Origin of the sequence: Methylocystis bryophila, from assembly GCF_027925445.1 — a bacterium.
GTDB lineage: Bacteria > Pseudomonadota > Alphaproteobacteria > Rhizobiales > Beijerinckiaceae > Methylocystis > Methylocystis bryophila.
Genome location: NZ_AP027149.1, coordinates 3,837,324 through 3,856,662 on the forward strand (window position 1 = coordinate 3,837,324; position 19,339 = coordinate 3,856,662).

19 protein-coding genes are annotated in these 19,339 nt (G+C 63.7%); 1 reads left to right on the forward strand and 18 read right to left on the reverse strand.

Features of this window, described 5'->3' with window-relative positions:
• Window positions 1-13: 13 nt before the first annotated feature.
• From QMG80_RS17730 to QMG80_RS17815, 18 genes are all read right to left on the reverse strand, one after another.
• A complete protein-coding gene (locus tag QMG80_RS17730; protein WP_085770390.1) occupies window positions 14-1,684 on the reverse strand; it encodes a ribonuclease J in 1,671 nt (556 codons plus the stop codon).
• Window positions 1,681-2,520 (reverse strand): biotin--[acetyl-CoA-carboxylase] ligase, encoded by an 840-nt coding sequence (locus tag QMG80_RS17735; protein ID WP_245300044.1) that lies wholly within the window; start codon window positions 2,518-2,520, stop codon window positions 1,681-1,683. The genes QMG80_RS17730 and QMG80_RS17735 overlap by 4 nt, the downstream gene beginning before the upstream one ends.
• Window positions 2,517-3,950, reverse strand: a complete 1,434-nt coding sequence (nuoN, locus tag QMG80_RS17740) for an NADH-quinone oxidoreductase subunit NuoN (RefSeq protein WP_085773476.1) — start codon at window positions 3,948-3,950, stop codon at window positions 2,517-2,519. Before nuoN ends, QMG80_RS17735 begins: the two co-directional genes overlap by 4 nt.
• Before the next feature lie 14 nt (window positions 3,951-3,964).
• Window positions 3,965-5,473 (reverse strand): NADH-quinone oxidoreductase subunit M, encoded by a 1,509-nt coding sequence (locus QMG80_RS17745; RefSeq protein WP_085770391.1) that lies wholly within the window; start codon window positions 5,471-5,473, stop codon window positions 3,965-3,967.
• A complete protein-coding gene (nuoL, locus tag QMG80_RS17750; RefSeq protein WP_085770392.1) occupies window positions 5,473-7,491 on the reverse strand; it encodes an NADH-quinone oxidoreductase subunit L in 2,019 nt (672 codons plus the stop codon). Before nuoL ends, QMG80_RS17745 begins: the two co-directional genes overlap by 1 nt.
• A gap of 7 nt (window positions 7,492-7,498) precedes the next feature.
• On the reverse strand, window positions 7,499-7,810 hold the full coding sequence (nuoK, locus tag QMG80_RS17755; RefSeq protein WP_085773477.1) for an NADH-quinone oxidoreductase subunit NuoK: 312 nt from the start codon (window positions 7,808-7,810) through the stop codon (window positions 7,499-7,501).
• 5 nt (window positions 7,811-7,815) lie between these two features.
• Window positions 7,816-8,403: an NADH-quinone oxidoreductase subunit J gene (locus QMG80_RS17760; protein ID WP_245300214.1), complete on the reverse strand. Its 588-nt coding sequence runs from the start codon at window positions 8,401-8,403 to the stop codon at window positions 7,816-7,818.
• Between the two features lie 39 nt (window positions 8,404-8,442).
• Window positions 8,443-8,931 carry an NADH-quinone oxidoreductase subunit NuoI gene (nuoI, locus tag QMG80_RS17765; protein ID WP_085770394.1) on the reverse strand — a complete coding sequence of 163 codons (489 nt, stop codon included), beginning with the start codon at window positions 8,929-8,931 and terminating at the stop codon, window positions 8,443-8,445.
• 10 nt (window positions 8,932-8,941) lie between these two features.
• Entirely contained in the window at window positions 8,942-9,985 is a 1,044-nt protein-coding gene (nuoH, locus tag QMG80_RS17770) for an NADH-quinone oxidoreductase subunit NuoH (RefSeq protein WP_085770395.1), read from the reverse strand.
• 13 nt (window positions 9,986-9,998) lie between these two features.
• Window positions 9,999-12,062: an NADH-quinone oxidoreductase subunit NuoG gene (gene nuoG, locus QMG80_RS17775; protein ID WP_085770396.1), complete on the reverse strand. Its 2,064-nt coding sequence runs from the start codon at window positions 12,060-12,062 to the stop codon at window positions 9,999-10,001.
• A gap of 46 nt (window positions 12,063-12,108) precedes the next feature.
• A complete protein-coding gene (gene nuoF / locus QMG80_RS17780; protein ID WP_085770397.1) occupies window positions 12,109-13,413 on the reverse strand; it encodes an NADH-quinone oxidoreductase subunit NuoF in 1,305 nt (434 codons plus the stop codon).
• 32 nt (window positions 13,414-13,445) lie between these two features.
• Window positions 13,446-14,060, reverse strand: coding sequence for an NADH-quinone oxidoreductase subunit NuoE (nuoE, locus tag QMG80_RS17785; RefSeq protein WP_085770398.1), 615 nt, complete (start codon window positions 14,058-14,060; stop codon window positions 13,446-13,448).
• 80 nt (window positions 14,061-14,140) lie between these two features.
• On the reverse strand, window positions 14,141-15,334 hold the full coding sequence (locus QMG80_RS17790) for an NADH-quinone oxidoreductase subunit D (protein WP_085770399.1): 1,194 nt from the start codon (window positions 15,332-15,334) through the stop codon (window positions 14,141-14,143).
• The gene (locus QMG80_RS17795; protein WP_085770400.1) at window positions 15,327-15,758 is read right to left on the reverse strand and encodes a four helix bundle protein; all 432 of its coding nucleotides are present in this window, start codon (window positions 15,756-15,758) and stop codon (window positions 15,327-15,329) included. The genes QMG80_RS17790 and QMG80_RS17795 overlap by 8 nt, the downstream gene beginning before the upstream one ends.
• Before the next feature lie 23 nt (window positions 15,759-15,781).
• On the reverse strand, window positions 15,782-16,387 hold the full coding sequence (locus QMG80_RS17800; protein ID WP_085770401.1) for an NADH-quinone oxidoreductase subunit C: 606 nt from the start codon (window positions 16,385-16,387) through the stop codon (window positions 15,782-15,784).
• Between the two features lie 93 nt (window positions 16,388-16,480).
• On the reverse strand, window positions 16,481-17,065 hold the full coding sequence (locus QMG80_RS17805) for a NuoB/complex I 20 kDa subunit family protein (protein ID WP_085770402.1): 585 nt from the start codon (window positions 17,063-17,065) through the stop codon (window positions 16,481-16,483).
• Complete coding sequence (locus QMG80_RS17810; RefSeq protein WP_085770403.1) at window positions 17,056-17,421, reverse strand: NADH-quinone oxidoreductase subunit A; 366 nt, start codon at window positions 17,419-17,421, stop codon at window positions 17,056-17,058. Before QMG80_RS17810 ends, QMG80_RS17805 begins: the two co-directional genes overlap by 10 nt.
• Before the next feature lie 200 nt (window positions 17,422-17,621).
• Window positions 17,622-18,443, reverse strand: coding sequence for an ATP12 family chaperone protein (locus QMG80_RS17815; protein WP_085770404.1), 822 nt, complete (start codon window positions 18,441-18,443; stop codon window positions 17,622-17,624).
• A gap of 143 nt (window positions 18,444-18,586) precedes the next feature.
• Between QMG80_RS17815 and QMG80_RS17820 the strand changes: the two genes are divergently transcribed.
• The gene (locus QMG80_RS17820; protein ID WP_085770405.1) at window positions 18,587-19,336 is read left to right on the forward strand and encodes a haloacid dehalogenase type II; all 750 of its coding nucleotides are present in this window, start codon (window positions 18,587-18,589) and stop codon (window positions 19,334-19,336) included.
• Window positions 19,337-19,339: the final 3 nt, after the last annotated feature.

The following is a 19,339-nucleotide window of genomic DNA, read 5'->3' on the forward strand; positions in this document are numbered from 1 at the left end:
CGTGGTTCGGAGTTTAACCGCCGACGATCAGCACATGCACGGTCGGCTTCTTACCCCAAACGGAGAATACGGCGCCGCGCACAGAACGCTCAATCGCGGTCGCGAGCGAGTCGAAATCCCGCCGGCGCGGACGCGGCAAAGCTTCGAAACAGTCGAAGACGGCGTCGTCGATGACACCGCCCATCTCGGCGCCGCTGCGGCCTCGCTTCGGCAGTCCGGAAGCGACGACATCCGGATCGCCGATCATCTCCCCCTGTCGCGACACGCAGAGCGCGATCGAGATCACGCCAGCGAAGGCGAGCTTCGCGCGCTCGCGCACGGCCCCGTCGCTCTCGCCAATGAGCACCTCGCCATCCTTGTAAAGGCGGCCGGCCGCCATCTTGCCGATGATTGCCGAAACGCCAGGCGCGAGCCGCACAACGTCGCCGTCGCGTGGGGACACGACCTGATCGACCCCATGCTCCCGCGCGAAAGCGGCGTGCCGCGCAAGATGATGCGACTCGCCATGCGCCGGCGCCGCCACCTTGGGCCGGAGCCAGTCATAGAGCCTGGCGACTTCGCCGCGCCTCGGATGGCCCGAGCAGTGCACGTGGCGATCGTGGTCGGTCACGATCTCCGCTCCGAGATCGCAAAGCTTGTTGATGAGGCGCTGAACGTCGCGCTGATTGCCGGGAATGGCCCGCGAGGAAAAGACGACGCGATCACCCGCGACGATCTTGATCGCCGGATGCTCGCCCGCGGCTGCGCGCGCCATTGCTGCGCGCGGCTCTCCCTGGCTCCCTGTGGCGAGGATGACGGTGCGATCGCGTGGCAGCGCCGCGAGATGCTCAAGCGAATAGAAAGGAGCGATCCCGTCCAAAAAGCCGAGCTCGCGGGAAACCTCGATCGTGCGGTCGAGCGCGCGCCCAGCGACGACCACGCTCCGCTTGCAGCTCGCCGCCGCTTCCGCAATTGCGCGCACCCGCTGGACATTCGAAGCGAAGGTCGTGACGATCACGCGCCCCCGCGCTTCGGCGATGACGTCCTGCAAGGCGATCGCCACCTCGCTTTCCGAGAAGCTGTGCCCCTCCCGCAAGATGTTCGTCGAGTCGCAGATGAGCGCCGTGACGCCCTCGTCGCCCAAGGCGCGCAACCGAGCTTCGTCAGTGCGATGGCCGACGCCAGGCGTCTCGTCTATTTTCCAGTCGCCCGTATGCAGCGCGAGGCCGGCCGGCGTGCGGATCGCCAGCGCGCAAGCTTCCGGAATCGAATGCGCCATCGCGATATATTCCACCTGAAAAGGCGAAAGATCTACCCTCGCGCCGGGCTTGACGAGAGTGATGTCAATATCGGGCGCGCCAGGTTCGGAAAGGCGTCTTGCTTGGATCAAGCCTGCGGCGAATGGCGTCGCAAACACTTTGCACTTGAGCTTCGGCCAAAGGGCCGCGAGCGCCCCGATGTGATCCTCATGCGCATGGGTGATGCAAATGGCGAGGAGATCGCGCCCAAGCTGCTCGACCGCCGAAAGATCGGGCAGCACAATATCGATGCCGGGGAGATCGGGTCCCGGAAAGCCCAGGCCGCAATCGACGAGAATCCACTTGCGCGCCCGCGGCGGCCCATAGCCGTAAAGCGCGGCGTTCATCCCAATCTCGCCCAGGCCCCCGAGCGGCGCGAATACGAAATCGGCGTCTTGCTGGCTCATAAACGAGAATCCTGGCCTGTGGGCGCGAAGGCGGCGCGATGCGCCAAGGCGACGTCGCCCGCGTCAATCGCGCGCCGGGCGGCGCCGACTGCGATAACGAGCCGCCCGGAGGCGTCGATCGTCTCGAAGCGCCCCTCGATTTCCTCGCCCTGAGCAAGGAGAACGTGAACGGTTTCCCCCAAGCCGGCCGCCGCTTCAAGCCAGCGTCGCCTGATTTCGGCGAAGCCCGACCCTGCGGCCCAAAGCTTCAGCGCCTCGCAAAAGCGATCGGATAGCGTCCTGAAGAGCGTCTGCGCTGAAGGCGCCCGCGCGCCAAGCGTTGTAAGAGCTGCAGCGGGATAAGCCAAGCCCTCGGGCGCCGCGCTACAATTCACGCCGATCCCGACGACGACAACGCCTGAGGCTGGCTGGCGCTCATCACCCGCCGAAAGCGCGAGACCCTCAAGAAGAACGCCGCCAAGCTTAGCGCGATCAAGCAAAATGTCATTTGGCCATTTGAGCGCGAAACCCGTCTCGCCCGGGCAGAGGGCGCGCAACGCCTCGACGATGGCGACGCCCGCGACGAAGCCGAGCTGCGGCGCCCGTTCCGGCGCGACGCCGTCGCTCAAAATAAGGCTCGCGTGAAGATTGCCTGGAACAGACAGCCATTCTCTGCCAAGGCGCCCCCGTCCCCGGCTCTGCCGACCGGCGACGATCCAAAGGGGGCCATGCTCCCCCTCTTCGAGGACGCGCCGGCGCGCCTCCTCATTCGTCGAGTCCAATTCGTCGAAGCTAAGGAGGCGGACGCCGTCGGCGTGCGCCTTGTCTCCAAGCGCGAATCTCTGCTCCGCGATCAAAAGAGCGATTTCGCTGCGGCGCTCGCCGCGGTCATCAGCGGTGCGGGATAGATCCAGAAGACCAGGAGGAAAATCGCCGTGATCGCCAGGATCGCGCGCGGCGCGAGCGGCGCGGGATCGAAGGCCGGCGCCGGCTCGTCGAAATACATCGTCTTGATGATGCTCAGATAGTAATAGGCCGCGACGGCGCTCGCGAGAACGCCGATAACGGCGAGCGGGTAAAGACCCGCTTCGACCGCCGGTAGGAAGACGTAATATTTGGCCCAGAACCCGCCAAGCGGCGGAATGCCGGCGAGCGAGAACATCAGCATCGACAGGAAGAAAGCCTGCCAGCTGTTCGTGCGAGACAACCCGGCGAGATCGCTGATCTTCTCGACCGGCTTGCCGCCGACGCGCATCATCAGAATCGCGGCGAAAGCGCCGAGCGTCATCGCCGCATACATCGCAAGATAGATCGCGACGCCACGAACGGCGGCTTCAGTCCCGGCGGCAAGACCAATCAGGAGGAAGCCCATGTGGCCGATCGAGGAGTAGGCCATCAAACGCTTGATGTTTTTCTGGCCGATTGCGGCGAAGGAGCCGAGCAGCGTCGAAGCGACGGCGAGGAACATCAGGATTTGCCGCCATTCCGGCACGATATGGGGAAAGGCGGTGAGGAGAATGCGCGCGAGGATCGCCACGGCTGCGAGTTTCGCCGATGACGCGAAGAAGGCCGTCACGGGCGTCGGCGCGCCTTCATAGACGTCGGGCGTCCACATGTGGAACGGCACGGCCGAAATTTTGAAGGCCAGACCCGCAAGCACGAACACGAGGCCGAAGTCGACGCCAAGCGACGGATGTCCAGTCACGACGCTCGCGATCCCCGTGAAGGAGATCGTGCCGGCGAAGCCGTAAAGCAGCGACGATCCATAAAGCATCATGCCCGAGGAGAGCGCGCCAAGCGTGAAATATTTGAGGCCGGCCTCGGAAGCGCGCGCGTCGTCACGCGCAAAGGCGGCGACGACATAGAGGGCGAGCGACATGAGCTCGAGCCCAAGATAGAGCGCGATGAGATTGTCCGCCGAGATCAGCAGCATCATCCCGAGCGTCGCGATCAGAATCAGGATCGGATATTCGAACTTGTCGAGCGCGGCGCGGCGCAAGAAGTCCGTGGCCAGCAGCACTGTCGTCATCGAGGCGAGGAGCGTCACCGCCTTCACGAAGCGCGAGAAGGCGTCGTCTATGAAGGCGCCGTCGAAGATGCTCTGCTCGGAACGAGTCGACAGAACAATGGCGAGCAGCGCGAGCCCCAGCACGCCGATGGAGAGTTCGCAGACCAGAGCATAGGCTTTCTCGCCGCGCCAGGCGCCGATCAGCAACAAGACGATAAGGCCGGTAGCCAGGATCGTCTCCGGCAGGAAGTGATGAGCGAGCGTCTGATAGAAGGACATGCCGGTCGAATCCGTCATTGGCCGGAGGCGGCGAGCGTCACCGCGCCGAGTAGCGCCGAATGGCTGGTCAGGAGGTTGGTCGTCGAGGCCGCGAAAGCGTCGAGCACCGGATTGGGCCGGACGCCATAGTAGATGGTCAGCAGGACGAGCGGCGCGAAGATCGCGATTTCCCGAGGCGAGAGATCGGTGATCGAGGCGAGGCTCGCCTTCTCCAGCGCGCCGAAGACCACGCGCCGGTAAAGGTAAAGCGCGTAGGCGGCGGACAGAATGACGCCCGTCGTCGCGAAGAGGGCGACGAAGCTATTGGCCTTGAAGGCGCCGACGAGCGTCAGGAACTCGCCGATGAATCCCGACGTTCCCGGCAAGCCGACATTGGCCATGGTGAAAATCATGAACACCACGGCGTAGAGAGGCATGCGGTTCACAAGCCCGCCATAGGCCGAGATCTCGCGCGTATGCATGCGGTCGTAGATCACGCCGACGCAAAGGAAGAGCGCGCCGGAGACGAGACCATGCGAGATCATCAGGAACAGCGCGCCTTGTATGCCCTGCTGCGTCAGTGTGAAGAGGCCCATCGTCACGAAACCCATATGCGCGATGGAGGAATAGGCGATGAGCTTCTTGATGTCCTCCTGCACCAGCGCGACGAGCGAGGTGTAGACGATCGCCACGATCGACAGCGCATAGATGAGCGGCGCGAAATAGGCCGAGGCGTCGGGAAACATCGGCAGTGAGAAGCGAATGAATCCATAACCGCCCATCTTGAGGAGGATGGCGGCGAGGATCACGGAGCCGGCCGTCGGCGCCTCGACATGCGCATCCGGCAGCCAAGTATGCACCGGCCACATCGGCATCTTCACCGCGAAGGAGGCGAAGAAGGCGAGCCACAGCCAGGTTTGCATATGCGCGGGGAATTGGGTCTTGAGCAGCGTCTCGATGTCGGTCGTGCCGGCAGTCCGGTACATCGCGAGAATCGCGATCAGCATCAAGAGCGAGCCCGCGAGCGTGTAGAGAAAGAACTTGAAGCTCGCGTAGACGCGTCTCTTGCCGCCCCAGATGCCGATGATCAGGAACATCGGAATGAGACCGCCTTCGAAGAAAAGATAGAAGAGCACGAGATCAAGCGCGCAGAACACGCCGATCATCAGCGTCTCGAGCACGAGGAAGGCAATCATATATTCGGCGACGCGCTTCTCGACCGATTGGAAGGAAGCGAGGATCGCGAAAGGCATCAGGAATGTGGTCAGCAGCACGAAAGGCAGCGAGAAGCCGTCGACGCCCATCTTGTAAACAATGCCGGCGCCGAACCAGGGTCTCTCCTCAATAAGCTGGAAGGCGGCGCTCGAAGCGTCGAACCGCTGCCAAACGACGAGCGACAGCGCGAAGACCGCGATTGTTGTGAAAAGCGCGGCCCAGCGAACATTGCGCACGGTCGCCGGGTCATCGCCGCGCTGCGTGAGGATGAAGGCCGCGCCGACGAGCGGGAGGAAGGTTAATCCGGAAAGTATGCCGAAACCGAACATTAGCGAATGCTCCAGGCGCCGAGCCAGCTGACGACCGCCGCGACGCCAATGAGCATCGCGAAGGCGTAATGATAGAGATATCCGGTTTGCGCACGCACCGCGAGGCGCGCGCCGTCGACCACGCGCGCGGCCACGCCGTCCGGGCCGATCCCGTCGATGATACGGCCGTCGCCGCCCTTCCAGAATAGGCGCCCAATGGCGAAGGCAGGCTTCACGAAGATCCGGTCGTAGAGCTCGTCGAAATACCACTTGTTCAGCAGGAACTGGTAGAGCCCGGGGAAGGCCGCGGCGAGCTTCGGCGCGGTGCCGGGTCGCAGCACGTAGACGTAAAGCGAGACGAGGAAGCCCCCGATCATCATGATCGTGGGCGAAAGGGACGCCCAGGCCGGGATGTCGTGCATCTCGTGGAGGAGATGATTCTCCTCGCCAACGAAGAGCGAGCCCTTCCAGAATTCGTCGAACGCATGTCCGGCAAACTCGGGCTCGAAGACGAAGCCGGCCACGACCGCGCCCACCGCCAGCACAGCGAGCGGGACAAGCATCACGAGCGGCGACTCATGCGGCTTGTGATCGTGCCCATGGCCGTGATCGTCATGGCCGTGATCGTCATGGCCATGCGCGTGAGAGTGGTCATGATGCTCTTTCGCAGCAGGCGAGCCAAAGAAGGTCATGAACACGAGACGCCAGGAATAGAAGGAGGTCAATCCCGCAGCGACCACGGTGCTGATGAAGCCGTAGAGCGCAGCCGGATGATGGCGGCTCGCGGCGAAAGCCGCCTCGATGATCGCGTCTTTCGAGAAGTAGCCCGCAAAGCCGAAGGGCGTATAGGGCACGCCCACGCCGGTGAGCGCCAGCGTGCCGATCATCATCATCGCGAAGGTGAAGGGAATGTCCTTTCGCAACCCGCCCATGCGGCGCATGTCCTGCTCGTGATGCATCGCATGGATGACCGAGCCCGCGCCGAGGAAGAGCAGCGCCTTGAAGAAGGCGTGGGTGAAAAGGTGGAACATGCCCAACGAATAGCCGCCGACCCCTTCAGCCACGAACATGTAGCCGAGTTGCGAGCAGGTCGAATAGGCGATCACGCGCTTGATGTCGTTCTGCACGAGTCCGATCGTCGCGGCGAAGAAGGCCGTCGTCGCGCCGATGATCGTCACGAAGGCCAAGGCGTCCGGCGCAGCCTCGAAGATCGGCGAGAGGCGCGCGACCATGAAGACGCCGGCCGTCACCATCGTCGCGGCGTGGATCAGGGCGGAGACGGGAGTCGGGCCCTCCATCGCGTCAGGCAGCCAGGTGTGCAGCAGGAACTGCGCGGATTTGCCCATCGCGCCCATAAAGAGAAGCAGCGCCGCGAGCGTGAGGGCGTCGACGTTGAGGCCGAAGATATGCGCAATCTTGCCGTGAAGACCGGGAATCGCCGCGAAGACCGCGTCGAAGGCGACCGAATTGGTCAGCTGATAGACGAGAAAGATTCCGAGCGCGAAACCGAAATCGCCCACGCGGTTGACGACGAAGGCCTTGATCGCCGCGGCGTTGGCGGAGGGTTTCTGATACCAGAAACCGATTAGCAGATAGGAGGCGAGGCCTACGCCCTCCCAGCCGAAGAACATCTGCACGAGATTGTCGGCCGTCACCAGCATCAGCATCGCGAAGGTGAAGAGCGACAGATAGGCGAAGAAACGCGGGCGGTCCGGATCCTCGTGCATGTAGCCGATGGAGTAGAGATGCACCAGACTCGAGACCGTGTTCACGACGACGAGCATCACCGCGGTCAATGTGTCGACGCGCAGCGTCCAATCGACCTTGAGCGTGCCCGAGGTGAACCAATTGGCGAGCAGCGAGGCGTGCGCTTCCTCGTGGCCAAAGCCCACGTCGAGGAAGATCTTCCAGGACAGCGCCGCGGCGACGAACAGCAGCCCCGTGGTGATGAGCTCCGACAGGCGAGCGCCGATCGCCCGGCCCAGGAGGCCGGCGATCATGAAACCGAGGAGCGGTAGGAAAACGACTGCTGCGATCATCGCGCGCTCAACCTTTGAGGTTGTTGATGTCTTCCACCGCGATCGTGCCGCGGTTGCGGAAGTAGGTGACCAGAATGGCGAGCCCGATCGCCGCTTCCGCCGCGGCGACGGTCAACACGAACAGGGCGAAGACCTGTCCGGTGAGATCGCCCAGCGCCGTCGAGAAGGCTACGAAGTTCAGATTGACGGAAAGGAGAATGAGCTCCACCGACATCAAGATGACGATGATGTTCTTGCGGTTGAGCACGATTCCCGCGACGCCGAGCGTGAAGATGATCGCCGAGACGACGAGATAATGAGAAAGACCGATGTTCGTCATGGCGTTCATCCCTCCACACCGACCCGCGAGCGCACCTTCTTGAGCTCGACGACGCTCTTGGCCGTTCGGGCGTTCTGTTCCGAGATGTTCTGGCGCTTCACATTCGGACGGTGATGCAGCGTCAGCGAGATCGCCCCGATCATCGCGGTGAGCAGCACCAATCCCGCCGTCTGAAAGAAGATCACATATTTCGTGTAGAGCACGCGACCGAGAGCCGCCGTGTTGGTGACTTCGGCCACGATGGGCGTAGCCGCCGCCTCCCGCGCTCCAGGCGCCGAGTGCCAATTCAGCGCGACGAAGCCGAGCTCGAGAAGCACGACGACGCCGACCGCGGCGCCCGCCGGCAAATATTTCTGGAAACCCTGCCGCAGCTCGGCGAAGTCGACGTCAAGCATCATGACGACGAAGAGGAACAGCACCGCGACTGCGCCGACATAGACCACGACGAGCATCATGGCCAGAAACTCGGCGCCTTGCAGCAGGAAGAGGCCCGCGCCGTTACAGAAGGCGAGAATCAGCCAAAGCACCGAATTGACGGGATTGCGCGCGGCGATGACCCCGAAAGCGGAGGCGATCAGCACGGCGGAGAACATGTAGAAGAATAAGGCGTCCACGGTCTCGTCCTTCGTTCTTCAGCGGTAGGGCGCGTCGAGCGCGATGTTGCGGGCGATCTCGCGCTCCCAGCGCGCGCCGTTCTCGAGCAGGCGCTCCTTGTTGTAATAGAGCTCCTCGCGCGTCTCGGTGGCGAATTCGGCGTTCGGCCCTTCGACGATCGCGTCTACCGGGCAGGCCTCCTGGCAGAAGCCGCAATAGATGCATTTGACCATGTCGATGTCGTAACGCGTCGTGCGACGTGTTCCGTCATTGCGGCGGGGCCCCGCTTCGATCGTGATCGCCTGGGCCGGGCAGATCGCCTCGCAGAGCTTGCAGGCGATGCAGCGTTCTTCCCCGTTGGGATAGCGACGCAGCGCATGCTCGCCCCGATAGCGCGGCGACTGCGGGTTCTTCTCATGCGGATAGTTGATCGTCGCCTTCGGCTTGAAGATGTAGCGTATGCCGAGAAAGAACGCGGCTACGAACTCCAGAAGGAACAGCGATTTCGCTTCCTGATCCAGTCTCATGACATAAACCTCAACCAGCAGCCAGCGCGGGCCCGAACTGCACCGCCGCTGCGACCAGGATGACCATGACGAGCGAGATCGGCAGGAACACCTTCCAGCCGAGCCGCATCAGCTGGTCGTAACGATAGCGAGGCACGATCGCCTTGGTCATCGCGAACATGAAGACGACGCTCCACAGCTTGAGCAGGAACCAGAAGACGCTGGAGCCGCCGATGAGCGGCGCGCCGGGAAAGGGCGAAAGCCAGCCGCCGAGGAAAAGGATGGTCGTCAGCGCCGACATGCCGAGAATGGCGACGAGCTCGGTGAGGAACTGCAGCAGGAAGAGCGAGGCCGAATATTCGATCATGAAGCCTGCGACGAGCTCCGATTCGGCTTCGGCGAGATCGAAGGGCGGACGGTTGGTTTCCGCCAGGATCGAGACGAAGAAGATCACGTACATCGGCAGGAGGCGGAGCCAGTACCAGCCGAGCACGCCATATTTCGTGTCCTGCGCGTGGACGATGTCGGTGAGGTTGAGCGAGCCCGCGCAAAGCAGCACAGTCACGATCACGAAGCCGATCGACACTTCGTAGGAGACCATCTGCGCGGCCGAGCGCAACGCCGAGAGAAAGGGATATTTGGAGTTGGAGGCCCAGCCGGCCATGATCACGCTGTAGACGCCGAGCGAAGACACCGCGAAGAGGTAAAGCACGCCGACATTGATATCGGCGACGACCCATCCCTCGTTGACGGGGATCACCGCCCAGGCGGCCATGGCGAGCACGACGCCGACGACCGGGGCGAGCACGAAGATGAACTTGTTCGTCGTGTCCGGGATCACCGGCTCCTTGAGCAGGAACTTGAAGAAGTCCGCAAAGGGCTGCAGCACGCCCCAGGGGCCAACGACGTTCGGCCCGCGACGCAGCTGCACCGCCGCCCAGATCTTGCGCTCGGCATAGATCAGCACGGCCGTCGACAGCAGCACGCAGACAAGCAAGACGAGACTCTTAATCGCCGCAATCAGCAGCGGATGCTCGACGAGAAAGGAGACGACGGCCGAAATCAGGTCCTGCATTTCGATCTGGCTCCTATTCCGCCGCCTGCTGCAGCCGGCCCTTGGCCAGCGCCGAGCATTCCGCCATCACCGCTGAGGCTCTGGCGATAGGATTGGTGAGGTAAAAATCGGAGATCGTGGAGACGAACGGATGCGCCATCGCGATGGCGCCGCGCTGCGCGATCGCGCCGATCGTCGCAGGATCGCCCTTCTCGATGGTGTCCCCGCGCTGCAGATGCGGGTAGCGCTGAAACAGCGCCTTCCGCAATTGCGCAAGCGTGTCGAAGGGAAGCGGATCGCCGAGAGCTCCGGAGAGCGCGCGCAGGATCGCCCAGTCCTCGCGGGCGTCGCCGGGCGGAAAAGCCGCGCGCGACGCGAATTGCGCCCTTCCCTCGGTGTTCACGAAGAGGCCGGACTTCTCGGTATAGGCCGCGCCCGGCAGCACCACGTCAGCCCGATGCGCGCCGCGATCCCCGTGCGAACCGATGTAGACAACGAAAGCGCCGGCCGCGACGTCGATCTCGTCGGCGCCGAGGTTGAAGATGAGGTCGAGGGCCCCGGGCGCGGCCATCTCCCACGCGGTCTTGCCGCCGGGACCGGGCGTGAATCCCACGTCCAGGCCGCCGACCCGCGCCGCCGCCGTATGCAGCACGCCGAAGCCGTTCCAGCCGTCGCCGACGCCGCCCTGCTTCAGGGCCGCCTGTGCGGCGAGAGCCAGCATCGCTTCGCCGTCCGGGCGCGCGAGCGCCCCCTGCCCGACCAGCACGATGCGCTTCCTCACGTTCGAGGACGGGCTCTGCGCAAAGCGCAATAGAGAGTCGGCCCCCGCGCCGAGATAGTCATAGTCGTAGGTCAGATCGGCCTTCTCGCCGACGAGCGAGATCTTGAAACCGCCTTTCAGCCAACGCTTGCGGATGCGCGCGTTCAGGACCGGCGCTTCCTTGCGGGGATTGGAGCCCACGATGAGCAGCGCGTCGGCTTCGTCAACGCCGGCGATCGTCGGGTTGAAGAGGTAGGAGGCGCGACCGAGCGAAGGATCGAGCCGCGCGCCGTCCTGCCGGCAGTCGAGGTTCGGCGTTCCGAGCTTCTCGGCCAGAAGCTTCAGCGCGAATATCTCTTCGACGGCGGCGAGATCGCCGACGAGCGCGCCAATGCGCGCAGCCGGCGTCTCCTTCGTCTTGGCGGCGACGCGAGACAGCGCCTCCTGCCAGGACGCGGGGCGCAGACGGCCGTTCTCGCGCACATAGGGGCGATCGAGCCGCTGACGCGCGAGGCCGTCCACCGCTTGGCGCGTCTTGTCGGAGATCCACTCCTCGTTCACCGCGTCGTTCACGAGCGGCAGGATGCGCACGACCTCGCGACCGCGCGTGTCGATGCGAATCGCCGAGCCCAGCGCGTCATGCGCGTCGATGCTCTCGGTCTTCTGATATTCCCAGGGACGGGCGCGGAAATTCTGCGGCTTGGGCAGCAGCGCGCCGACGGGGCAGAGATCCGCGACATTGCCCTGCAGCTCGGAGGTCATTGCAGTCTGGAGATAGGTGGTGATCTCCATGTCCTCGCCACGGCCGATCGCGCCCATATCGGCGGTGCCAGCGACTTCCGCCGTGAAGCGGACGCAACGCGTGCAATGAATGCAGCGGTTCATCTCGGTCTTGACGAGCGGCCCGATATACTTGTCCTCGACCGCGCGCTTGTTCTCGGCGAAGCGCGAGGAGTCGCCGCCGAAGGCGAGCGCCTGATCCTGCAGATCGCATTCGCCGCCCTGATCGCAGATCGGGCAATCGAGCGGATGGTTGACGAGCAGGAACTCCATGACGCCTTCGCGCGCCTTCCTCACCATCGGAGATTTGGTGAAGACTTCCGGCGGCGCGCCGTTCGGGCCGGGTCGCAAATCCTTGACCGCCATCGCGCAGGAGGCCTGCGGCTTGGGCGGGCCACCTTTCACCTCGACGAGGCACATGCGGCAATTGCCCGCCACGGAGAGGCGCTCGTGATAGCAAAAGCGCGGCACCTCGGCGCCGGCGGACTCGCAAGCCTGCAGCAGCGTATATTCAGGCGGGACGTCCACCTCGACGCCGTCGACGAGAATCTTGGTCACTTTACGATCTCCAGCCGCGGGCCTTGATTTCCGTTCGACATCGTCGTCACTCCGCCGCCACAGGGATCGGCTCGGCGTGCGGATTGGCGGTGTATTGGTCGATGCGCGCCTCGATCACGTCACGATAATGCGTGATCAGTCCCTGCACCGGCCAGGCCGCCGCGTCGCCGAGCGCGCAGATCGTGTGGCCCTCGATCTTCTTCGACACGTCGAAGAGCATGTCGATTTCTTTCTTATTGGCGCGGCCTTCGACCATGCGCTGCATGACGCGCCACATCCAGCCCGTGCCCTCGCGGCAGGGCGTGCACTGGCCGCAGCTCTCGTGCTTGTAGAAATAGGACAGCCGCGCGATGGCCCGAATAATGTCGGTGGACTTGTCCATCACGATCACCGCCGCCGTTCCCAGACCGGAGCCGAGCTTGGCGAGGCTGTCGAAATCCATCGGACAATCGATGATCTGATGCGCCGGAACGCAGCGCACGGAGGAGCCGCCGGGGATCACGGCGAGCAGATTGTCCCAGCCGCCGCGAATGCCGCCGCAATGCGTGTCGATCAATTCGCGGAAGGAGATCGACATCGCCTCCTCGACATTGCACGGCCGGTTCACATGGCCCGAGATGCTGAAAAGCTTCGTGCCGGCATTGTTCGGCCTGCCGATCCCCGCGAACCAAGCGGGGCCTCGACGCAGAATCGTGGGCGCGACCGCGATCGACTCGACGTTGTTCACCGTCGTCGGGCAGCCATAGAGCCCGACATTCGCCGGAAAGGGCGGTTTCAAGCGCGGCATGCCCTTCTTGCCTTCGAGGCTCTCGAGCAGCGCCGTCTCCTCGCCGCAGATATAGGCGCCGGCGCCGTGATGCACGTAGAGATCGAAGGGATAGCCGTGGATATTGTCCTTGCCGATGAGCTTCGCCTCATAGGCCTCGTCCACGGCGCGCTGCAGCGCCTCGCGCTCGGCGATGAACTCTCCGCGAACATAGATGTAGCAGGCATGGGCGCCCATCGCGAAAGATGCGATCATGGCGCCCTCGACCAGCGTATGCGGGTCGTTGCGCATGATCTCGCGATCCTTGCACGTGCCGGGCTCCGACTCGTCCGCGTTGATGACGAGATAATGCGGCCGTTGCGGATCGACCTCCTTGGGCATGAAGGACCATTTCATCCCGGTGGAGAAGCCCGCGCCGCCGCGTCCGCGCAGCCCCGAGTCCTTGACCTCGGCGATGATCTTGTCGCGTCCTCTGGCGAGCAGGGCCTTGGTGTTGTCCCATTGCCCACGCTTTCTCGCGCCCGCCAGCGAACGATCGCCGAGCCCATAAAGATTGGTGAAGATGCGGTCTGCGTCGGAGAGCATATGTCTTCTCAGTCCGTTTCGCTTCGATCAGCCTATTTCGCGCTTTCGCCGTAGAGCGAGGTGAGGCTCGTGAGCTTGCCCAGCGGTTCGGAGCTGACGCGTCCCGTCTGCGAGCCGGTCTTGACCGGCCGGCCGGCGGCGAGATTGTCGAGCAGCTTCTCGAAGCTCTCGGCCGTCAGATCCTCGTAGTAGTCGTCGTTGATCTGCACCATCGGCGCGTTGCAGCAGGCGCCGAGGCACTCGACCTCGAGCCAGGAAAAGAGCCCGTCCGCTGTCACTTTGCGCTGCGGGCCGACCCGGCGCTCGAGCACCTTGATCAGATCGTCGGAGCCCGCGAGCATGCAGGGCGTCGTCCCGCAGAGCTGGATATAGAATTTGCCGACGGGCTCGAGGTTGAACATCGTATAGAAGGTCGCGACCTCGAGCACGCGGATATACGGCAGACCGAGCTTATCGGCGACCGCCTCGATCGCCTTCTGCGGCAACCAATAGTCGTTCTGCTTCTGCGCCTGCCACAGCGCCGGCACAACCACCGAGGCCTGGCGTCCGTCGGGGTATTTCTCGATTTGCTTCGCGAGCCACGCCTCGTTTTGCGGCGTGAAGGCGAAGCTCTCAGGCTGGTTTTCGGCAAGGCGACGGTTGGACATATTATCTGATTTCCCAGCAGACTGAACCGAGGGTTGGCGTCGGCGGCGCGGCGAAGACGGTGGCGCACCGGCTTCCTATATCATCGATCCACTTCTCCAAAGACGATGTCGATCGATCCGAGAATCGCCGAGACGTCGGCAAGCAGGTGATGACGGCAGAGAAAATCCATGCCCTGAAGATGCGCGAAGCCCGGCGCTCTGATCTTGCAGCGATAAGGCCGGTCGCCGCCGTCGGAGACGAGATAGACCCCGAACTCGCCCTTGGGCGCCTCGACCGCGGCATAGACTTCGCCGGCGGGAACCTTGAAGCCCTCGGTGAAGAGCTTGAAGTGATGGATGAGAGCCTCCATCGAGCGCTTCATCTCAGGCCTTGAGGGCGGCGCGATCTTATTGTTCGTCACCTGCACCGGACCGCGGTTCTTGGCCTCGAGCAGCTTGTTCACGCATTGACGCATGATCTCGGTCGACTGCCGCATCTCCTCCATACGGATCACGGCGCGGTCATAGCAGTCGCCGTTTTTGCCGACCGGAATGAGGAACTCCATGTCCTCATAGCAGTCGTAAGGTTGCGCCTTGCGAAGGTCCCAGGCGGCGCCCGAGCCGCGCAGCATCACGCCCGAGAAACCGAACTTATAGGCGTCCTCGAGCGAGATCACGCCGATGTCGGCGTTGCGCTGCTTGAAGATGCGGTTCTCGATGAACAGCGCTTCGAGATCGTCGCAAAGCTTGAGGAAGGGATCGCAGAAAGCGCCGATGTCCTCGACGAGCGCGTCGGGCAGATCACGCGCGACGCCGCCCGGCCGGAAGTAATTGGCGTGCATGCGCGCGCCGCAGGCGCGCTCGTAGAACACCATCAGCTTTTCGCGCTCTTCATAACCCCAGAGCGGCGGCGTCAACGCCCCGACGTCCATCGCCTGCGCGGTGACGTTGAGGAGATGAGAGAGCAGACGGCCGATCTCGGCGTAAAGCACGCGGATGAGCTGGCCGCGATAGGGAACCTCGACGCCGAGCAGCCGCTCGATCGCGAGGCAGAAGGCGTGCTCCTGGTTCATCGGTGCGCAATAGTCGAGCCGATCGAAATAAGGCACGTTCTGCAGATAGGTGCGCGACTCCATCAGCTTCTCGGTGCCGCGATGCAGAAAGCCGACATGCGGATCGACGCGCTCGACGACCTCGCCATCGAGCTCGAGAATGAGGCGCAGCACGCCGTGCGCCGCAGGATGCTGCGGCCCGAAGTTGATGTTGAAATTGCGCAGCGGTTGCTGGTCAGTCATTTTTCGAGTCCACGGGCAGTCGGCAGTCGGCAGTCGGCTTTACAGTTTTCTGGATAGACCGGATCAAGGCCCGAAGCATTTTTCCGATCGCCTCAGACTTGGCGGTGAACAGCTCGCTATCGCCTTCGCGCATCAACCCGACACGGATGGACAGAACCATGTGAGTCTCCAGTTCCTTAAGCGAGCCCTGAGCGTTGCGAAGGAAATTGACATAATGCCCCGGGCTTTCGCGTCCGTATCCTTCCGCGATGTTCGCCGGAACCGAGCAAGCTGCTCTGCGAATCTGCGAAGTCAGCCCGAAGGTCTCCTCCTTCGGAAAGCTCTTCGTCAGTCGATAGCATTCCACCGCGAGGTCCATAGCTTCCTTCCACACCCGCAAATCACGGTAAGAACGCACAATCTCACGATCTTCCCGCCCGGCCATCCCGCTTGCCTACTGCCGCCTGCCTACTGCCCTCTTGCCTTCTCATCGCCCGGCAGCTCATAGGCTGTTCCCTCCCAGGGGGAGGCGAAGTCGAACTGGCGATATTCCTGCGTCAGCCGCACCGGGTCGTAGACCACGCGCTTTTGCTCTTCGTCGTAGCGAACCTCGACGAAGCCTGTCATCGGGAAGTCCTTGCGCAGCGGATGCCCGTCGAAGCCATAGTCGGTCATGATGCGGCGCAGATCCGGATGCCCCGAGAACAGCACGCCGAAGAGATCGTAAGTCTCCCGCTCGTACCAATCGGCGCCGGGATAGAGCGCCGTCAGCGAAGCGACGGGGTTGACCTCGTCGGTGCGCGTCTTGAGCCGGATGCGGCGATTGTGCTTCGGGCTCTGCAGATGCGCGACCACCTCGAAGCGCTCTTCGCGTTCCGGATAGTCCACCGCAGTCACGTCAATGATGTTGACGAACAAATATTCGGCGTCGTCGCGCAGCGTCTTCGCCACGTCGAGCCATTTGTCGCGCGCGACCGTCAGCGTGAGCTCGCCAAAGGCGACCTTCACCTCCGTGACCGCGCCGCCGGTTGCGCCGGCGATTTTGGCGCCGAGGGACTCGAGTTCCGAACTCATTCGCGTCCTTGCTGATTGGAGCGGATGGCGAATGGCGAGTAGCGAATAGATATCGAGCCTGATCTATTCGCTACTCGCCACCCCCTACCCACCTCACCGTTCGATCGTTCCGGTGCGGCGAATTTTCTTTTGCAGCAGCAACATGCCGTACATCAGCGCTTCCGCCGAAGGGGGGCAGCCCGGCACATAGACGTCGACCGGGATGATTCGGTCGCAGCCGCGCACCACTGAATAAGAATAGTGGTAGTAGCCGCCGCCATTGGCGCAGGAGCCCATCGAGATGACGTAACGCGGCTCCGGCATCTGGTCATAGACCTTGCGCAGCGCGGGCGCCATCTTGTTGGTTAGCGTGCCGGCGATGATGATGCAGTCGGACTGCCGCGGCGAGGCGCGCGGGGCAAAGCCGAAACGCTCCATGTCGTAGCGGGGCATCGCCGCCTGGATCATCTCGACCGCGCAGCAGGCGAGGCCGAAAGTCATCCACATGAGCGAGCCGGTGCGCGCCCAAGTGATGAGATCGTCAGTCGCCGTGACGAAGAAGCCCTTGTCGGCCAGCTCATTGTTGATTTCGACGAAGAGCGGATCGGTCGCGCCCACGGGCTTGCCCGTTCGCGGATCGATGAGCCCCTTCGCGGCAGGCGCGACGAGTGTAGGGTTAGCTTGCCCGATCAATCCCATTCGAGCGCTCCCTTGCGCCATTCATAGACGAAGCCGACGGTGAGCACGCCGAGGAAGACCATCATCGACCAGAACCCGAAAGCGCCGACCTCCTTGAAGGCGATCGCCCAGGGGAAAAGGAAGGCGACCTCGAGGTCGAAGACGATGAACAGCAGCGAGACAAGATAGAAGCGCACGTCGAACTTCATGCGCGCGTCGTTGAACGGGTTGAACCCGCATTCATAGGCCGAGAGCTTTTCCGGATCGGGCGCCTTGAAGGCCACGAGGAAAGGCACCACCAGGAGCGCGCTGGCGATCACGACCGACAGCGCCCCGAAGATGATGAGCGGCAGGTATTGTTCAAAGAGGGGCGGCATAGACACGCGCTCCGGTGATCTGGCGGCCAGCGGGCGATCTCAGGCGCTGCAGCCGATGCGACAGGCGGGGGGAAAGGCCTTTAGCGCAAGCCCTCGCGGCGGGGGTTCCGTAACAAAGCGGCGCCGCGAAAGCAAGTGCGGAAGCCTGCTTTGTTTCGACTGCGAAATTGAACGTCGAAAAGCGCCGGCGCCGCCTAAGATTACGGCGCCTGCGAACCGGAGAGCGCAACGCACAGCGCGGCCGCGCGCATTTCTTCGCTCCGGCGCGCGCGCCGCGCCATGGCCTCGGCGTCCATGCCCCAGACGCGCAACTGATAGTCCTCGTCGACATGGGCCGCGGCGAAGCCCGCCTCCGCGTCGAGGTGGCGCAAGGCCACGGCCAACGCGACGACCAACGAGCCGGAAAGCGTCGTCATCACGTGGATTCCGGCGAGGCGGAACGGCGCGGCTTTTCCGTCGCCTACGGTCTCATGCAGGAGCTGGCCGACGGCGTCCAACGTCTCGCGCGGCTGGGCATGGTGCATCACGCCCTCAGAGAGCGCGAACCGCGCGCCGCAGCGCTCATAGATGAAGGCGAGAATCGGGTCCCAGGCCTCACGCTGCGCGGCGACGAGGCCCTCGGGCTCGCCGGCGCGGTAGCAGACGAGGTCAGAAGCCGCATATTTTGCCGCGTCCGCCTCCACCTCCGCCATGCGGGGCCTAACACCGTCGAGCGCTGAATTGGCGAGGCGGGTCAACGGCATGCTTGCCGGATCAACGTGCTCGGCCTGCGCCTCCCACTCGCGAGCGACCTCCTGAGCCAAGGCCTCGCTCGACAGCAAGAGCGGGGCTCGGGCGGGCGTGCGCAGGGGCTTGCCGTCGAGCAGCACCGCGAAGCCTTCCGCCTGCGGCGCCGTCGTGACGCTCTTGTAGAAGCGCGCGAGTTTCTTCGGTTTGCCGCCCTCGGCCACCGCGCGCAGAGGATCGCGCTCCCGAGCCGGGACGAACAAATCCGACGCAAGATCGTCTTTTTCCTCGGCCATAGGGTCAAGCCCTCTCGATTGCAGGCGCCCCTCGCGGGCCTTAGGACCTGGCGTTTAGCGAGACGAGACGTAACTTTGCAAGCGCCCCACCCGTAGATTACGCAAGCGGCCACGCTATCGCGGGCCGGCAAGGAGAAATCGCGATGATCGTCGATAGACGCGGATTCATGGCCTCGGTCGGCGCGGCCGCGCTCGCGGCCAACTCCCCGGCGCGCGCCGAGGGACGACGGGTCAAGGCGATCGCCTTCGATGTCTTCACGATTTTCGATCCCCGTTCGATCACGGCCGCGGCCGAAGCCCGCCTTCCCGGCAAGGGCGAGGCGCTCGCCGCCTTATGGCGCAATCGCCAGTTCGAATATTGCTGGCTGCGGACCTTGTACGGAAATTACACGGATTTCTGGCGCGTCTCCGAGGAAGCGCTGAGCTTTGCCGGCAAATCCTTGAAGCTCGAGCTCGATGGGCCGACTCGCGCCGCATTGATGCAGGCTCTGGTCGAGATCGGTCCCTGGCCTGACTCCGTCGGGGCGCTGCGCCGTCTGCGGGAAGCGGGCGTGAGGCTGGCCTATCTTTCGGTGATGACCCCGCACATGCTGGAAACCGTGTCCAAGCGGGCCGGGGTCGGCGATCTCTTCGAGTTCAAGCTGAGCACGGATGCGGTGCGGGCCTTCAAGCCCGATCCGCGCGCCTATGCGATGGCCGAGCGGGCCTTTCAGCTCCCTCGCGCGGAGATCGTCTTCGCGGCCTTCGGCGGCTGGGACGCGGGCGGGGCGAAATCCTTCGGCCTCGAGACTTTTTGGGTCAATCGCCTCGGCGCGGCGCGTGAAGAGCTCGGCGTCGCGCCCGACGCCGAGGGCCCGACTCTCGACGACCTCGCCAAATATGTGCAGGCCTAAGCT

Excerpts from the sequence above, each read along its gene's own strand:
- nuoF (WP_085770397.1), bottom strand. The coding sequence starts at position 13,413 with ATGCTCTCCGACGCAGACCGCATCTTCACCAATCTTTATGGGCTCGGC.
- QMG80_RS17800 (WP_085770401.1), bottom strand. The coding sequence starts at position 16,387 with ATGAGTTCGGAACTCGAGTCCCTCGGCGCCAAAATCGCCGGCGCAACC.
- nuoN (WP_085773476.1), bottom strand. The coding sequence starts at position 3,950 with ATGTCCTTCTATCAGACGCTCGCTCATCACTTCCTGCCGGAGACGATC.
- nuoH (WP_085770395.1), bottom strand. The coding sequence starts at position 9,985 with ATGCAGGACCTGATTTCGGCCGTCGTCTCCTTTCTCGTCGAGCATCCG.
- QMG80_RS17760 (WP_245300214.1), bottom strand. The coding sequence starts at position 8,403 with ATGTTCTCCGCCGTGCTGATCGCCTCCGCTTTCGGGGTCATCGCCGCG.
- QMG80_RS17815 (WP_085770404.1), bottom strand. The coding sequence starts at position 18,443 with ATGGCCGAGGAAAAAGACGATCTTGCGTCGGATTTGTTCGTCCCGGCT.
- QMG80_RS17795 (WP_085770400.1), bottom strand. The coding sequence starts at position 15,758 with ATGGCCGGGCGGGAAGATCGTGAGATTGTGCGTTCTTACCGTGATTTG.
- nuoK (WP_085773477.1), bottom strand. The coding sequence starts at position 7,810 with ATGACGAACATCGGTCTTTCTCATTATCTCGTCGTCTCGGCGATCATC.
- nuoI (WP_085770394.1), bottom strand. The coding sequence starts at position 8,931 with ATGAGACTGGATCAGGAAGCGAAATCGCTGTTCCTTCTGGAGTTCGTA.
- QMG80_RS17730 (WP_085770390.1), bottom strand. The coding sequence starts at position 1,684 with ATGAGCCAGCAAGACGCCGATTTCGTATTCGCGCCGCTCGGGGGCCTG.
- nuoL (WP_085770392.1), bottom strand. The coding sequence starts at position 7,491 with ATGATCGCAGCAGTCGTTTTCCTACCGCTCCTCGGTTTCATGATCGCC.
- QMG80_RS17745 (WP_085770391.1), bottom strand. The coding sequence starts at position 5,473 with ATGTTCGGTTTCGGCATACTTTCCGGATTAACCTTCCTCCCGCTCGTC.
- QMG80_RS17820 (WP_085770405.1), top strand. The coding sequence starts at position 18,587 with ATGATCGTCGATAGACGCGGATTCATGGCCTCGGTCGGCGCGGCCGCG.
- QMG80_RS17810 (WP_085770403.1), bottom strand. The coding sequence starts at position 17,421 with ATGCCGCCCCTCTTTGAACAATACCTGCCGCTCATCATCTTCGGGGCG.
- nuoE (WP_085770398.1), bottom strand. The coding sequence starts at position 14,060 with ATGTCCAACCGTCGCCTTGCCGAAAACCAGCCTGAGAGCTTCGCCTTC.
- QMG80_RS17790 (WP_085770399.1), bottom strand. The coding sequence starts at position 15,334 with ATGACTGACCAGCAACCGCTGCGCAATTTCAACATCAACTTCGGGCCG.
- QMG80_RS17805 (WP_085770402.1), bottom strand. The coding sequence starts at position 17,065 with ATGGGATTGATCGGGCAAGCTAACCCTACACTCGTCGCGCCTGCCGCG.